The sequence below is a fragment of the Sphingorhabdus sp. genome (genome assembly GCF_023910635.1).
In the GTDB taxonomy this organism is placed as follows: Bacteria; Pseudomonadota; Alphaproteobacteria; order Sphingomonadales; family Sphingomonadaceae; genus Sphingorhabdus_B.
The window spans coordinates 145,278-159,898 of the sequence record NZ_JAAVVZ010000002.1 but is presented as its reverse complement, the minus strand read 5'-3'; the positions used below and the strand labels follow the sequence as shown (position 1 = coordinate 159,898).

Genomic DNA, 14,621 nt, shown 5'->3' with positions numbered 1-14,621 from the left:
ACCGCGTCAAAGCGCGGTTTCGTTGGTGTCGCCCGTGCGGATGCGTAACGCACCAGCGAGCTCGAATTCGAAAATTTTGCCATCGCCAATGGCACCGGTTTCGGCGGCGTGCTGAATGGCCTCAATGACCGCAGGGGCTTGATCGGACGCGCAAGCAATCTCGATTTTCACCTTGGGCACCATGTTGGTTGCATATTCAGCACCACGGTAGATTTCGGTTTGACCCTTTTGCCGGCCAAAGCCTTTGACCTCAGTCACAGTCATGCCCGACACGCCCAGCGCGGTCAGCGCCTCGCGCACCGGATCCAGCTTGTGCGGTTTAATCACGGCGATAATATATTTCATGCAGACCCCCCGATGGTTGTGCACTGCAATATGCAAACGCCGTGCCAGAAAGCACAAAGCACGCAAAAGCGTCGGTATTCGGATATTTGGGGCCTGACGCCATGCGACGCAGGGACAGTATATGCCTATTATTTAATCAGCCATATTTAGCTGCCTAATATTTAGGCATTAGGGTCAGGACCACTTAAATCCACCTTCGCGGTTTGAGGCCATACTGTTCAGTGCAAGGCGGCAAGCGCAGGACTTAGTGGTTCTAAGTCCAAGCTTGCCAACGTGGCAATGGACAATATGGGTCAAATCCGAAGGACGCCAAAATGGCTTTGATCTCAAAGCCATTTTGACGCCGCGATGGTGGATTTAAGTGGTCCTGACCCTAACCAATCTGCATGTTTGCCCATAAGGGCAGATGATCCGACGCCTGTTTCGACAAAGGCGAAATATGGCAATCGGCGGCGCGCACTTTCACCTCATGGCTGACGATGATGCGGTCAAGCCGGGCAACGGGGCGCGAGGTATGAAAGCTTTTGGGCGTTTGCACCAACCGGTGATGGTGAAAGGCAAGCTCGCTCAGCGCGCCTTTGTCCGACCATTGATTGAAATCTCCCATCATCACCGTGGGCATAAATCGGGGGCTTGCGTCAACGGCAGCCAACAAAGCGCGGATTTGCTTGCGCCGCCACAGGCCCGACAGATCGAGATGCACGCCAATCACGCGCAAGCTATGCCCGTTCACCGACAGCTCCGCCATCACCGCCCCGCGCGGTTCCAGCGTTGGCATGTCGATCGGCTGGGTATGGCGCACCTCAATGCCCTTGCGCACCAAAATCGCATTGCCATGCCAACCAATCGCCGCCGGATGCGCGTTTAACGGCACCGGCACATAAGGCGTCTCTGCCGCCAACATCGCCAAGGGAATCGCACTGACCCGCGCGCCAAAGCGGCGGTCCACCTCTTGCAGCGTCACAATATCGGCATCAATTTCATTCAGCACCGACAGGATGCGCGCCGGATCGCGGCGTTGATCAAGCCCCACCGCCTTGCGGATATTATAGGTCGCAACCTTGATCGCGAGGCTCATATCAGGATCATGCGGTTAGTTCGGACATAGCGCCATTCTGACCGAAATATGCGCAGATCACCCCGCCGTCCCGCCCACTGTCAGCGCGCTCACCAAAGTGGTGGGTTGCCCGACGCCCGCGGGAACACTTTGCCCCGCCTTGCCGCAGACGCCAACGCCTTCATCGAGCGCCATGTCATTGCCAAGGCCAATGATCTTGTTCAACGCGGTTGGACCATCGCCGATCAGGGTCGCACCCTTGATCGGGTCGCCAAGCTTGCCGTTCTTGACCAAATAGGCCTCGGTGCAGCTAAACACGAATTTGCCTGACACAATATCGACTTGGCCGCCGCCAAAGCTTTTGGCGAAAATGCCGTTTTTGACGCGGCTTAAAAGTTCGGCAGGGTCGTCATTACCGCTGCGCATGAAGGTGTTGGTCATGCGCGGCATCGGTGCATGGGCAAAGCTTTCGCGGCGGCCATTGCCGGTGGGCTCCACACCCATCAGGCGGGCATTCATGCGGTCCTGCATATAAGCGCGCAGTATGCCGTCTTCGATCAGGACATTTTCCTGAGTCGGCGTGCCTTCATCATCAATCGAGAGCGACCCGCGCCGGTTCTGCATCGTGCCATCGTCGACCACGGTAACGCCGGGCGCGGCAACGCGCTGCCCGATTTTGCCGGAAAAGGCGCTGCTGCCCTTGCGGTTGAAATCGCCTTCCAGGCCATGGCCAACTGCCTCATGCAACAACACGCCGGGCCAGCCGGGGCCAAGCAACACGGTCATTTCGCCAGCGGGCGCGGCGACCGAACGCAAATTGGTCAGCGCCTGCGCCAAGGCGACGTCAATCGCATGTTCCCATTCCTGTTCTGCAAATAATTTGTCGTAGAGATAGCGCCCGCCAAAACCATAGCTTCCGGTTTCGCGACGTTCGCCATCTTGCGCGACGATAGCGACATTGAGGCGGACCAAAGGCCGGACGTCGGTGGCGACAAAGCCATCGGCGCGGACGATTTCAACCACGCTCCAACTACCCGACAGGCTGACGCTGACTTGGGCAACGCGCGGATCACGCGCGCGGGCGGCGGCGTCGATTTGCTGACACAAAGCGACCTTTTGCGCGAAGGGCACCAGCTCCAACGGGTTGCCATCGGTGTATAAATGCCGGTTGTTCTGGCGCGGTGGCGGCGCGGGTTGATCCTTGGCAGGATCAAGCAGCTTCAGCGTCTCCCCCGCCCGGCGAATCGCGGTCTCGCTCATGTCATTGGCGTGGCTAAACCCGGTCATCTCGCCCGAAACACCGCGCAGGCCAAAGCCCGATCCCGTCGAATAATCCGCCATTTTCAAGCGGCCATCGTCGAAACCGAAGCTCTCGGTCGCGCTATATTGGAGATATAGTTCCCCGTCATCGCAGGCGCGCAGTGCGTCCCGCGTGATGCGTATTGCGGCGTCAGGGTCAAGAAGGCCGGGTTGGTAGAGATAGGAGCGCGGATCAGTGTAAGTCATGTTGCGTATATGGGACGGCGCGGCGGCGGTTGAAAGGATAATTTGTATATTCCTCCCGCAGCGAAGGGTGGAGGGGCTGCGCTGACAGATTCAACATCACCGCAGCCCTGAGCCTGTCGAAGGGCGTCTATCGGCAAAGCGCCTTCACTTTGGACACCCTTCGACGGTCGCAGGCGCTGCGCACCTGCTGCTTAGGGCTGCGGTTTATGAAGAGACGATGTCCCCAGTGATTGAACGTTCAGAAAAGTTGGTTTTCTCAAACGCATTACGTCCCTAAAGCCTCCACATGACCACGCGATTCCAGTTTTCCATTTCCGCCACCGATGGCAAGGCCCGCACCGGCAGCATTCACATGCTGCGCGGCGAAATTCGTACGCCCGCCTTCATGCCCGTGGGCACTGCTGCGACCGTCAAGGCCATGCGCCCTGCCGAAGTGCGGGCGACGGGTGCGGACATCATATTGGGCAATACCTATCATCTGATGCTGCGTCCCGGCGCGGAGCGGTTGGCGCGGTTGGGCGGCTTGCATCAATTTTCGGGCTGGGACCGGCCAATCCTGACCGACAGTGGCGGCTATCAGGTGATGAGCCTATCGGCTTTACGTAAAATCACCGAAGAAGGTGTGTCGTTCCAAAGCCATTTGGACGGGTCGAAACATATGCTGTCGCCCGAACGCTCGATGGAAATCCAGCGTCTATTGGGTTCCGACATTGTCATGGCGTTTGACGAATGCCCTGCCAATGGCGTGTCGCGGGACGAGGCAATCAAATCTATGGAGCTGTCGATGCGCTGGGCAAAGCGTTCACGCGACGGGTTTGACAGCGGCGGCGACCATGCGGCGCGCGCGGCTTTGTTCGGTATCCAGCAAGGGTCATTGGACGAAGAATTGCGCAAGCGGTCCGCCGATGCGTTGATCGACATTGGCTTTGACGGCTATGCCGTGGGTGGCCTTGCGGTGGGTGAAGGGCAAGAGGCGATGTTGGGTTGCCTCGATTATGCGCCTGACCAATTACCCGCCGACCGGCCACGCTATTTAATGGGCGTTGGCAAACCCGATGACCTTGTCGGCGCGGTGGAGCGGGGGATTGATATGTTCGATTGCGTTCTGCCCACACGGTCAGGCCGCAACGGCCAAGCCTTTACCCATCATGGCCCGATCAACATCCGCAATGCCAAATTTGCCGAAGACCAAGGGCCGATTGATGACCGCTGCACGTGCCCGGTATGCGCGACGTGGACGCGGGCTTATGTCCATCATTTGATCCGTTCGGGCGAAATATTGGGCGCGATGCTGATGACGCAGCACAATCTACATTATTACCAGATGCTGATGGCCAGCATGCGCGCGGCGATAAAGCAAGGGCGCTTTGCGGCCTTTGCACAAGATTTCCGGCGGGATTATCTGGGCCGGTGAGCGGGTTTTTTCTCCCATATCGTCATTCCCGCGCAGGTGGAGGCAGCGGACAGCCAAAAACCAATCTGTGGATTCGTCTCTCACACCATCGTCATTCCCGCGTAGGCGGGAATCCAACTCCTAGCCTAACCGTTGCAGCGACCAGCGCTTTAGAACCACAGGGTTTGGAGTTGGATTCCCGCCTGCGCGGGAATGACGAGGGGAAAGGTTGGAATGATGAAGAGTGTGTAGTGGAGGTTAAATCATGACCGCCATCGCAAATGCCATCGCCCGAGCGCAGGCGTATAGCCCGTTTCTCGCTGGCCTGATCGACCGCAATGCCGACCTGATGCCGCTGATCCACGCAGGCGATTTCGACGATGCGCTTGCCGCTGCCCTTGCCCGCAGTGCAGATTCGGTCGGCACCGCATTGCGTAAACAGCGCCAAGGGGTTGCTTTGGTGACCGCCATTGCGGACCTATCCGATGTCTGGGACCTGACGCGCGTCACGCGCATCCTCTCCGACTTTGCCGACCACGCGCTGGATCAAGCTATCGCCGCCGCCATCGAAGAACGCGTGCCAGGTGCGCCTAATCAGGGCTTTGCCGTCATTGCGCTGGGCAAACATGGCGGGCGGGAGTTGAATTATTCGTCCGACATTGACCCGATATTCCTGTTCGATCCCAAAACCCTGCCCCACCGCGAACGTGATGATGTGGCGGAGGCGGCGGTGCGTTATGGTAGGCGCGTCATTGAGCTTTTGTCCGCGCTCGACGGGGACGGCTATGTCTTTCGCGTCGACATGCGGTTGCGTCCGTCGCCAGAGGTCAGCCCCATCGTCCTGCCGGTCGAGGCAGCTATCGGCTATTATGAATCGTCCGCCTTGGCGTGGGAGCAAGCCGCATTCATCCGATCACGAGTGAGTTCAGGCGACCGCGCGCTGGGCGAATATTTCCTGAATGCCATTGTACCGTTCATCTGGCGCAAGTCGCTCGATTTCGGGCAGTTGAAGAATATCAGTGCGATGACCGCGCAAATCCGTGACCATTATGCCAAGGGGCAGAAAATGGGCCTTGGGTTTGATCTGAAGCGTGGCCATGGCGGCATAAGAGAATGTGAATTTTTTGCCCAAGCGCATCAACTTATCCACGGCGGCCGCGACCCGGCATTGCGCGTGCCAGACACGCGCGCAGCATTACAGGCGCTGGCGGCGGCTGGACCGATCAGCGCGCAAGAGGCGGAGACCTTATCGTCGGCTTATACGCAGTTGCGGATATTCGAACATCGCTTGCAAATGCACAGTGACCGGCAAACGCATGAGATACCCGCCAATCGAGACACTGCCGATGCTGTCGCGCGATTGCATGGCTTAACCGATGCCGACGCGTTCATTGCGGCGATTGCGCCGATCACCGCTGTGGTCGCGGCCATCTATGACCGCATGGTCGATGCAGGGGGCAGCGAAGGACCGCGATTGGCGGACGAAGGTCTGCCGCTGGAGGAACAGCTCACCGATCTTGGCTATGCCGACCCTTTTGCTGTGATGCAGCGATTGGCCCGCTGGCGTAGCGGCAAAATTCGCACGATCCGCAGCCCATCGGCGCGTGATGCATTTGAGGCAGTGTTGCCCGCGATCATGGCGGCGCTGGCGCAAGCACCCGATTCGGATCGCGCCATCGCCCGTTTCGACAATATGATTGAGGCGATGCCCAGCGCGATTAACGTCTTCCGATTGCTGGAGGCGCGTCCCGGCCTGGTGCAACTGGTCGCCGATATTTTAAGCTACGCGCCGACTTTGGCCGACGATCTGGGCCGCCAAAGCCGCTATCTCGATGCGTTGATCGATACCAGCGCCATGCATTTGCCCGGCGACGTGTCGGCATTGCAGGACGCGATGCAGCGCCGGATTGGCAACGCCGATTATCAATCCACCCTCGACATTGTGCGCGATTATGTTGGCGAAAAACGCTTTGCTTTAGGCGTTCAGTTGATTGAGGGGCGCAGCGACGCGCTCGCCATCGCGCAGGCTTATGCGCATTTGGCGGAGGCGTCACTGGAGACGCTGACGACGGCAACATTGGCCGAATTTGAAAAGGCGCACGGCAAGATTCCAGGCGGGGAGCTGATCATTTTGGCTTTGGGCAGGCTGGGTGGTGAGGCGTTGACACATGCATCGGACTTGGACATCATCCTGCTATTCTCTGGCGACCATCTGGCGGAGTCCGATGGACCGCGCAGCCTTGGCGCAACGCAATATTTTAACCGACTGGCGCAGCGGGTGATTGCGGCAATGTCCGTGGCAACGGCCTCGGGCGCTTTGTATGAAATTGACACACGACTTCGGCCATCGGGCGCGGACGGGCTATTGTGCGCGTCTGTAAAAAGCTTCGACCAATATCAGCGCGAAAATGCATGGACGTGGGAACATATGGCGCTCACACGGGCGCGGGTGCTTTTTGGATCAGTAGGCGCGCGCGGCCAAGTCGCCAAAATCATCCGCGATGTTTTGCATACAAAGCGCGATGTCGCAAAGCTGCGCCACGATATTGCGACGATGCGCAAGGACATGGCCGCGCATAAGCCGCCAAAGGGGGCATTGGATGTAAAGCTGCTGCCCGGCGGATTGGTGGATATGGAGTTCATCATTCACGCGCTTCAGTTGGAAACGCATGACGGCATGCGGCCGCAGCTTGGCCCGGCGATTGACGCGTTGGTGGCGGCGGGGCACCTGCAAGCTGATTTTGCCAAGGCCTTTGCCTTGATGGCGCGGTTGTTGGTGATGGTGCGCCTGATCGCGCCCGATTGCGCAGCCCCGCCCGAGGCGGCACAATATCTGATTGCGCACAGCTTAGGTTTTGACGGTTGGGATGGATTAACGCACGCGCTTAGGGATTATCGCGGGGTTGTCATGCACCAATGGCACAGCTTATTTGGCCCACGCGATTTTTGAAAAGGAACGAGAATATGACCGATATCAACGATACGCTACCCGACGTGACCGTCGCCGATAGCGCAGGCAATATGGTCAATCTGGCGGCGCTTTCCGGCCCGTTTGTGCTGTATTTTTACCCCAAAGCCGACACGCCCGGTTGCACCAATGAGGCGAAGGATTTTACCGAATTGGCAGCCGAATTTGCGGCGCTGAATTGCCCGGTTTACGGCATGTCGAAGGACAAGCCCGCCAAGCTCGCAAAATTTGCCGCAAAATATGCGCTTACCGTCAATTTGCTATCCGACGAAGCGAGCGATGCCACCGAGCAAATGGGCGCCTGGGTCGAAAAATCAATGTACGGCAAACTCTATATGGGCATTGACCGGTCGACCTATCTGATCGGCAAGGACGGCAAGGTGGCGCAGGTCTGGCGCAAGGTGAAGGTCAAGGCGCATGCGGCCGAGGTTTTGGCAGCAGCGAAGGCTTTATAGAGTCGTGACCCTAAAAGGCCCCTGCGTCATGCGCTGAACGCGCGTCGAATCCTGTTCATCACCTGCGGCTTTCCACCGGAACAAATCGGTGCTGACTGCGTTAAGAACATCGGTAAACCGTCATTTTGCCAGTCGCTATAGCCTCGATTCAACGACTCAACGCGTTTGAGCGGCGGCTTGTCCCGCGATTATTACACAGTTGTTGCATTCGTTTGAGCCATCGGACACCACCCTTTTCATAAGGGGTGGGCAGATCAACTGCCTTGGTCAAACTTCGGTACTGCGCCAGAAACGGTGCGGGTCGCAACAACAAGGTAATGACACACATGGTATCCAGCGCTTTGGCTTCGTGCCAATCACTGATCCTGAAAGCTGCATCCGCGATTGGCATTTTGGTCGCTGTATCAGCCGCCACACCTGCTATCGCAAATTCAGCTGCCGCTTCATCTGACACTTTCCGCATTTCACCCGAAGATTTGAAGGCCAACCAAACCGCTCTTGGCGTTTCCGACCCTGAATTTCGCGCCTTGAACGACAGCTGGGGCCGCATCAACGGCGCCGTGCATAAGGTCGAAGTTGCCGTTCCTTCCATCAACCCTGTCGAGATCATGAAATTCTCCAGCGGTTTTGGATATCGCAATGCCCCCACACGTGGCGCCAGCCGTAACCACAAGGGCCTGGACATTCCCGGTCCAGTGGGCACACCCATTTTCGCAACTGCAGACGGCACGATTGGCCGCGCCGAATGGGTTGGTGGCTATGGCAAATTTGTAGAAATCAACCACGGCAACGCGGTGCAGACACGTTATGGCCATTTGTCGGCGATGAACGTGACACCCGGCCAACGCATCCGCAAGGGCGACATTTTGGGCTATATGGGCTCAACTGGCCGCTCCACCGGAAGCCATCTGCATTATGAAGTGCGCATCGCCGGTGAAGCGATCAACCCGATTGCTTTCTTGGCCCCGCAGAAATCAGACCCAAGCGGCTCAAAATTCTTGCTTGCCTCGAAAACTGCTGATAGCAAAGCCTTTGGCGGTCCTGCTGAAGGCGAGTAAGCGGACAGGCTAACGCATCACCTTTGGGAGAGGGTGTAATCTTGGGGGCTGGCATCGGAAACTTTGCCGCCCCTTTTCTTTACTACTACTTTCCTTTGGGCCTAGCATGGCCTACATAAAATCTATGACCGAAACTGAAGTCATTTTCATGACACCTAACGCCGCGCGCCGCGTGGCCGAAATCGCGACGAAGTTGGGCAAAGACCCTGTGCTGCGTCTGTCGGTTGAAGGTGGCGGTTGTTCGGGCTTTCAATATCGCTTCGGCTTAGCCGACTCGATTGAGGCCGACGATATTCAGGCGCAGGGCGACGGCGCGGCGCTGGTCATTGACCCCATGAGCCTTGATCTTGTCCGCGGCTCTGCGGTGGACTTCGTAGAATCGCTTGGCGGCAAAAGCTTCAAGGTAACAAACCCGCAAGCGCAAGCCGGTTGCGGCTGTGGATCCAGCTTTTCGGTTTGAGGGCGCGGCTTCTTTTCTTCCCGTCTTCGTGCGAACCTTCAAACTTGGCTGGTTCGCACAAAGACACAAAGAGGCAGTTCGGTGCGACAGCGGTGCTCCAACTCTGTCACCCTTAACACGTTTGACCTGCGGTCATTTCGTTCCAAGGTCCATTTTGCCCTTCAAGCGAGGCCTATGCTGCTCGATGGATGCTGAACCAAGTTCAGCATGACGATTTTGAACTTTTCTTCGTATCTTTGTGTCTTTGTGCGAACCTTCAAACTTGGTTGGTTCGCACAAAGACACAAAGAGGCAGTTCGGTGCGACAGCGGTGCTCCAACTCTGTCACCCTTAACACGTTTGACCTGCGGTCATTTCGTTCCAAGGTCCATTTTGCCCTTCAAGCGAGGCCTATGCTGCTCGATGGATGCTGAACCAAGTTCAGCATGACGATTTTGAACTTTTCTTCGTATCTTTGTGTCTTTGTGCGAACCTTCAAACTTGGTTGGTTCGCACAAAGACACAAAGAGGCAGTTCGGTGCGACAGCGGTGCTCCAACTCTGTCACCCTTAACACGTTTGACCTGCGGTCATTTCGTTCCAAGGTCCATTTTGCCCTTCAAGCGAGGCCTATGCTGCTCGATGGATGCTGAACCAAGTTCAGCATGACGATTTTGAACTTTTCTTCATTTCTTCGTATCTTCGTGTCTTCGTGCGAACCTTCAAACTTGTTGGGTTCGCACAAAGACACGAAGACGTAAAGAAGCCAGTTAGAAACGTCCGCAGTCCCAAAAACAGGTTCGTTATTCCAGTTTTCCGGCTAAAGCCCCATCATGCGTATCACGACTTACAACATCAACGGCGTCAAGGCGCGCCTGCCCCGTCTGCTGGAATGGCTGGAGGAAACGCAGCCTGACATTGCCTGTTTGCAAGAGGTCAAATCGCAGGATGAGGGTTTCCCCGTCGCGGACTTTGAACGCGCTGGCTATGGCGCGATCTGGCATGGGCAAAAGTCATTCAATGGCGTCGCCATCCTCGCCAAGGGCGCGCAGCCGATTGAGGCGCAGCGCACTTTGCCCGGCGATCCGTTGGACGAACATGCGCGTTATTTGGAGGCCGATGTTTTCGGCATCCGCATCGCGAGCATTTATTTGCCCAATGGCAACCCGCAACCGGGACCAAAATTCGACTATAAGCTGGCGTGGATGCAACGACTATACGCCCGTGCGGCAGCGTTACTGACGGCGGAAATCCCTGCGGTGTTAGCAGGCGATTATAATGTCATTCCGCATGCCCATGATATTTGGGCTCCGGCGGCGATGTTGGATGACGCGTTGCGTCAGCCCGAAAGCATTGCTGCCTATCGCGCATTGCTTGGCCAAGGCTGGACCGACGCGCTCGCCACGCATTATCCGCAGGGCGGGGTATGGACCTTTTGGGATTTTCAAGCCGGCGCATGGCAACGCGACCATGGCTTTCGCATCGACCATTTGTTATTAAGCCCGGCCATCGCCGACCGCCTCCATAGTTGCGGCGTCGACAAGGACCATCGTGGCCGCGAAAAAGCCAGCGACCACGCGCCGACTTGGGTGGAGCTGACGGACTAAAACAATCATTGTAGCACTCGCTACATTTTGTTATGAAAATGCTCCCGTTTCAGGAGCCGAGCCATGACCTTGTTCCGCATATTTCTCGTCACAATCATTGCCGTTGTCGGCGTCTACACCGCCATTGTGATCGCGAACCATGGCATGGGGCTGTATCCGATCTTTTTCGCCGACATCGCCGATATGACATGGCGCGGGCAGTTTAATCTCGACTTTTTGTGCTTCCTTATAATGTCTGGCGTCTGGGTCGCGTGGCGACACGCATTTTCGGTGCGCGGGCTAATCTTGGGATTTGCGGCGTTCAACCTTGGCGCGCCGTTTTTGGCGGCCTATCTGCTTGTCGAAAGCGTCCGGAATAAAGGCGACAGCGCCGCCATATTGTTGGGCAAAGCACGGGCCGCAAACCGGCGTTAAAGCGCCTTGGCGTTGACGTCATCAAGGCCAATGCTTTTCAGAAACAGCATGCCTTCCATGCTGACCAGCAGGCGCGCGGCATCAACCTCCAACTGCGCCGCGCTGTCCGCCTTCAACTGCATTTTGCCCCAGTCCAGAAAACCACGGCCAATCTGTTCGCCGACGCCGCGATAATGTTCGTCACCCATCGCCGCACGCGCCGCGACCTGAAGCCAGATGCGCATATAAGGCCATAACGCATCCTCAAACAAAAGCTCTGCCAACAGGCGGCGAAGTTCCTCCAAGGGCAATGGCTCAGTTGCGGTCCGTTCGGAAATCAGCCCCATCAACCGCGCCGAAATCTGTTCCAACACCGCCGTGATAATTGCGCGTTTGTCAGCAAAATAATAAAGCAGCATCCGGTCGCTTGTCCCCGCCGCCTTGGCCAATGGACGCAGGCTCGCCGCCGAAAGCCCCTCCGCCAGAACATAATCAGTCAGTCGCTGGATGATTTCAGCACGGCGGGAGTCGGTTTTTTGCACCGAGAAGCTTTCGCACAAAAACTGATGTCTTGACAATTCATATAATTTCTGTAAAAACAGAAATAACGAAAAGGACGAATCGTTATGGGCGTTGAAAAATATCCCGAAGCACTGGAGTTCATTCTTCATTGGGGCGAAATGGGGACCCATTGGGGCGCGAACCGTTCTGTCGCGCAGGTCCATGCCTTGCTGTTCCTGAGCGACAAGCCGCTTGATGCCGAAGCGATTTGTGAAGCGCTCAATCTGGCTCGGTCCAATGTTTCTAATGCACTGAAAGAATTGCAGAGCTATGGGATTGTGAAACGCACTCATGTCGCCGGCGACCGGCGCGACCAATTTGTCGCTGAAACCGAGTTATGGGATTTGTTCATGGCCATAACCGCAGAGCGCAAACGGCGCGAGATCGACCCAACGATCGCAAAACTCGTCGAACTCAAGGACCGGATGGCCGCGAACACGGATTTACCCGCACACGTCCGTGACCGGATTGGTCGGATGCATGAATTCATATCGACGTTGACTAGTTGGTACGAACAGGTGCGCGGCCTCAAAAAATCGACGCTGATTTCACTCATGAAAATGGGCGCCAAGGTCGCCCGCTTCATCCCCGGCTACGCCAAGGACTGATCCAAAAAGGAGAAAGAAAATGCCACCCTACCGACCGTGTATCCATTAATTTCGATTTTTACTGAAAATACAAAAATTCTAACCCACGGAAAGGGACTTGATCATGACCATATTAGCTTACAGCCTTTACCTGTTCATCGCGATCAGCATGACTATCTGGGTCGCGTGGACGCTCAGCACCAACGGAAAAATATATCTGATTCGCTGTTTCGGTCACGACGCCGAACTGGCGACATCAGTGAACCATTTGCTGGTAGTCGGTTTCTACCTTGTAAACTTCGGCTTCATCGCTTTGGCGTTGAGCGCAGCCGGAACGGTCAAAACAACGGCCGAACTTATGCGCTTCCTCGGCTGGTATGTCGGAGTCGCAACATTGGTTTTGGGTGCAATGCATTTCTTCAACATGAGCGCGGTGACTCGGCATGGACGCAAGGTCGCAGACTGGATGCACGGTCAGTTACCCGCGCCTGCGGCTGCGCCTGAACGCGTGCAGGCCCATACCGTTCAACCGGCCCGGAACGACAGCCTGCTCGACTAAGTGGCATTCACAGATAAGTTGCCGCTATCTCTGGACCGATATGGACAGCGACAGCGGCAACCCCTATCGGCGGACCATGCCAGAATCCAAAATACATAGCGAACCGTCCGACTCCATCCTCATCATCGATTTCGGATCGCAGGTGACGCAACTTATTGCGCGCCGCGTGCGTGAGGCGGGGGTCTATTCCGAAATCGCCCCGTTCAACAATGCCGAGGCGGCGTTTACGCGGATGCAGCCAAAGGGCATCATCTTGTCGGGCGGCCCAGCCTCCACCACGCACGCCGATTCCCCGCGCGCGCCGCAAATTGTGTTCGACAGCGGCTTACCCATCCTTGGCATTTGCTATGGCCAGCAAACGATGATGATGCAGCTTGGCGGCGATGTCAGCGAAGGCGAAGGCGGCGAATTTGGCCGTGCCTTTATCGAGGTGAACAAACCTTGCGCGCTTTTCGATGGCCTTTGGCAGACGGGCGACAAGCATCAGGTGTGGATGAGCCATGGCGACAAGGTCACCAGCCTTGCCCCGGGCTTTGAAGTTGTCGCCACCAGCGATGGTGCGCCTTATGCCTTCATCGCCGACGAAGCGCGGCAATATTATGGCATCCAGTTTCACCCCGAAGTTGTGCATACCCCCGATGGCGCAAAGCTGATCTCCAGCTTCGTCCACACAGTCTGCGGCCTATCGGGTGATTGGACCATGGCGGAGTTTCGTGCGACCAAAATCGCCGAAATCCGCGCGCAGGTCGGCTCCGGCCGCGTCATTTGCGGGCTTTCGGGCGGCGTGGACAGCTCGGTCGCCGCGATCTTGATTCACGAAGCCATTGGCGATCAGCTTACCTGCGTGTTTGTCGACCATGGCTTGCTGCGCATGAACGAACGCGCACAGGTCGAAACCCTGTTCCGCGACCATTATAATATCCCGTTGGTCGTCGTCGATGCCGAGGAACGGTTCATGGCCGGCCTGTCCGGCGTTACGGACCCGGAGGCGAAGCGCAAGTTTATCGGCGCGGAATTCATCAACGTCTTCGACGAAGAGGCCAAGAAAGTTGGCGGCGCGGATTTCCTAGCACAAGGAACGCTCTACCCCGATGTGATCGAAAGCGTCAGCTTCACCGGCGGGCCATCGGTCACGATCAAAAGCCACCATAATGTCGGCGGCCTGCCCGCGCGGATGAACATGCAATTGGTTGAGCCTTTACGCGAATTGTTCAAGGATGAGGTCCGCGTTTTGGGCCGTGAATTGGGCCTTAACGACCAATTTGTGGGTCGCCACCCCTTCCCCGGCCCCGGCCTTGCGATCCGCATTCCGGGCGAAGTGACCAAGGAACGTTGCGACGTGCTGCGCAAGGCGGACGCGGTCTACCTCGAAGAAATCCGCAATGCGGGACTTTATGACGCAATTTGGCAGGCGTTCGCCGTCCTCCTGCCCGTCCGCACCGTGGGCGTGATGGGCGATGGCCGCACCTATGACAATGTCTGCGCCTTGCGCGCAGTGACATCCACCGACGGCATGACGGCGGATATTTATCCCTTCGAAAGCGCGTTTCTCAGCCGTGTGTCCACGCGCATCATCAACGAGGTGAAGGGCATTAACCGTGTGGTCTATGACTATACGTCGAAACCGCCAGGGACGATTGAGTGGGAGTGACAAGACACCCCATCGGGCGCAGCAGCGACCTTGACCAACCCGC

At 57.0% G+C, this 14,621-nt stretch carries 14 protein-coding genes; 10 read left to right on the top strand and 4 right to left on the bottom strand.

Going from position 1 to position 14,621, the window contains the following annotated elements; genetic code table 11:
- Positions 1 to 6: 6 nt before the first annotated feature.
- The 3 genes from HEQ34_RS01215 to tldD all read right to left on the bottom strand — a co-directional run bounded on the left by HEQ34_RS01215 (position 7) and on the right by tldD (position 2,908).
- Positions 7 to 345, bottom strand: coding sequence for a P-II family nitrogen regulator (locus tag HEQ34_RS01215; protein WP_296196297.1), 339 nt, complete (start codon positions 343 to 345; stop codon positions 7 to 9).
- Between the two features lie 373 nt (positions 346 to 718).
- A complete protein-coding gene (locus HEQ34_RS01210; protein ID WP_296196294.1) occupies positions 719 to 1,423 on the bottom strand; it encodes an endonuclease/exonuclease/phosphatase family protein in 705 nt (234 codons plus the stop codon).
- Positions 1,424 to 1,480: 57 nt separating this feature from the next.
- Positions 1,481 to 2,908 carry a metalloprotease TldD gene (gene tldD, locus HEQ34_RS01205; RefSeq protein ID WP_296196293.1) on the bottom strand — a complete coding sequence of 476 codons (1,428 nt, stop codon included), beginning with the start codon at positions 2,906 to 2,908 and terminating at the stop codon, positions 1,481 to 1,483.
- A 286-nt stretch (positions 2,909 to 3,194) separates the two neighbouring features.
- Between tldD and tgt the strand changes: the two genes are divergently transcribed.
- The 7 genes from tgt to HEQ34_RS01170 all read left to right on the top strand — a co-directional run bounded on the left by tgt (position 3,195) and on the right by HEQ34_RS01170 (position 11,241).
- A complete protein-coding gene (gene tgt, locus HEQ34_RS01200) occupies positions 3,195 to 4,322 on the top strand; it encodes a tRNA guanosine(34) transglycosylase Tgt (protein ID WP_296196291.1) in 1,128 nt (375 codons plus the stop codon).
- Between the two features lie 244 nt (positions 4,323 to 4,566).
- Positions 4,567 to 7,251, top strand: coding sequence for a bifunctional [glutamate--ammonia ligase]-adenylyl-L-tyrosine phosphorylase/[glutamate--ammonia-ligase] adenylyltransferase (glnE, locus tag HEQ34_RS01195; protein ID WP_296196289.1), 2,685 nt, complete (start codon positions 4,567 to 4,569; stop codon positions 7,249 to 7,251).
- A gap of 14 nt (positions 7,252 to 7,265) precedes the next feature.
- Complete coding sequence (locus tag HEQ34_RS01190; RefSeq protein ID WP_296196286.1) at positions 7,266 to 7,724, top strand: peroxiredoxin; 459 nt, start codon at positions 7,266 to 7,268, stop codon at positions 7,722 to 7,724.
- Between the two features lie 317 nt (positions 7,725 to 8,041).
- The gene (locus HEQ34_RS01185) at positions 8,042 to 8,782 is read left to right on the top strand and encodes a M23 family metallopeptidase (protein WP_296196280.1); all 741 of its coding nucleotides are present in this window, start codon (positions 8,042 to 8,044) and stop codon (positions 8,780 to 8,782) included.
- 124 nt (positions 8,783 to 8,906) lie between these two features.
- The gene (locus HEQ34_RS01180; RefSeq protein ID WP_296196278.1) at positions 8,907 to 9,242 is read left to right on the top strand and encodes an iron-sulfur cluster assembly accessory protein; all 336 of its coding nucleotides are present in this window, start codon (positions 8,907 to 8,909) and stop codon (positions 9,240 to 9,242) included.
- A gap of 811 nt (positions 9,243 to 10,053) precedes the next feature.
- Entirely contained in the window at positions 10,054 to 10,827 is a 774-nt protein-coding gene (gene xth, locus HEQ34_RS01175; protein ID WP_296196276.1) for an exodeoxyribonuclease III, read from the top strand.
- 63 nt (positions 10,828 to 10,890) lie between these two features.
- Positions 10,891 to 11,241: a hypothetical protein gene (locus HEQ34_RS01170; protein WP_296196274.1), complete on the top strand. Its 351-nt coding sequence runs from the start codon at positions 10,891 to 10,893 to the stop codon at positions 11,239 to 11,241.
- Here HEQ34_RS01170 and HEQ34_RS01165 read toward each other — a convergent pair.
- Positions 11,238 to 11,762: a TetR/AcrR family transcriptional regulator gene (locus HEQ34_RS01165; protein ID WP_296196272.1), complete on the bottom strand. Its 525-nt coding sequence runs from the start codon at positions 11,760 to 11,762 to the stop codon at positions 11,238 to 11,240. The genes HEQ34_RS01170 and HEQ34_RS01165 overlap by 4 nt on opposite strands.
- Positions 11,763 to 11,846: 84 nt before the next feature.
- Between HEQ34_RS01165 and HEQ34_RS01160 the strand changes: the two genes are divergently transcribed.
- The 3 genes from HEQ34_RS01160 (at position 11,847) to guaA (ending at position 14,578) form a co-directional block, all read left to right on the top strand.
- On the top strand, positions 11,847 to 12,389 hold the full coding sequence (locus tag HEQ34_RS01160; RefSeq protein WP_296196269.1) for a MarR family transcriptional regulator: 543 nt from the start codon (positions 11,847 to 11,849) through the stop codon (positions 12,387 to 12,389).
- A 103-nt stretch (positions 12,390 to 12,492) separates the two neighbouring features.
- Complete coding sequence (locus HEQ34_RS01155; RefSeq protein WP_296196267.1) at positions 12,493 to 12,927, top strand: hypothetical protein; 435 nt, start codon at positions 12,493 to 12,495, stop codon at positions 12,925 to 12,927.
- Between the two features lie 76 nt (positions 12,928 to 13,003).
- Entirely contained in the window at positions 13,004 to 14,578 is a 1,575-nt protein-coding gene (gene guaA, locus HEQ34_RS01150; protein WP_296196579.1) for a glutamine-hydrolyzing GMP synthase, read from the top strand.
- The last annotated feature ends 43 nt before the right edge of the window (positions 14,579 to 14,621 follow it).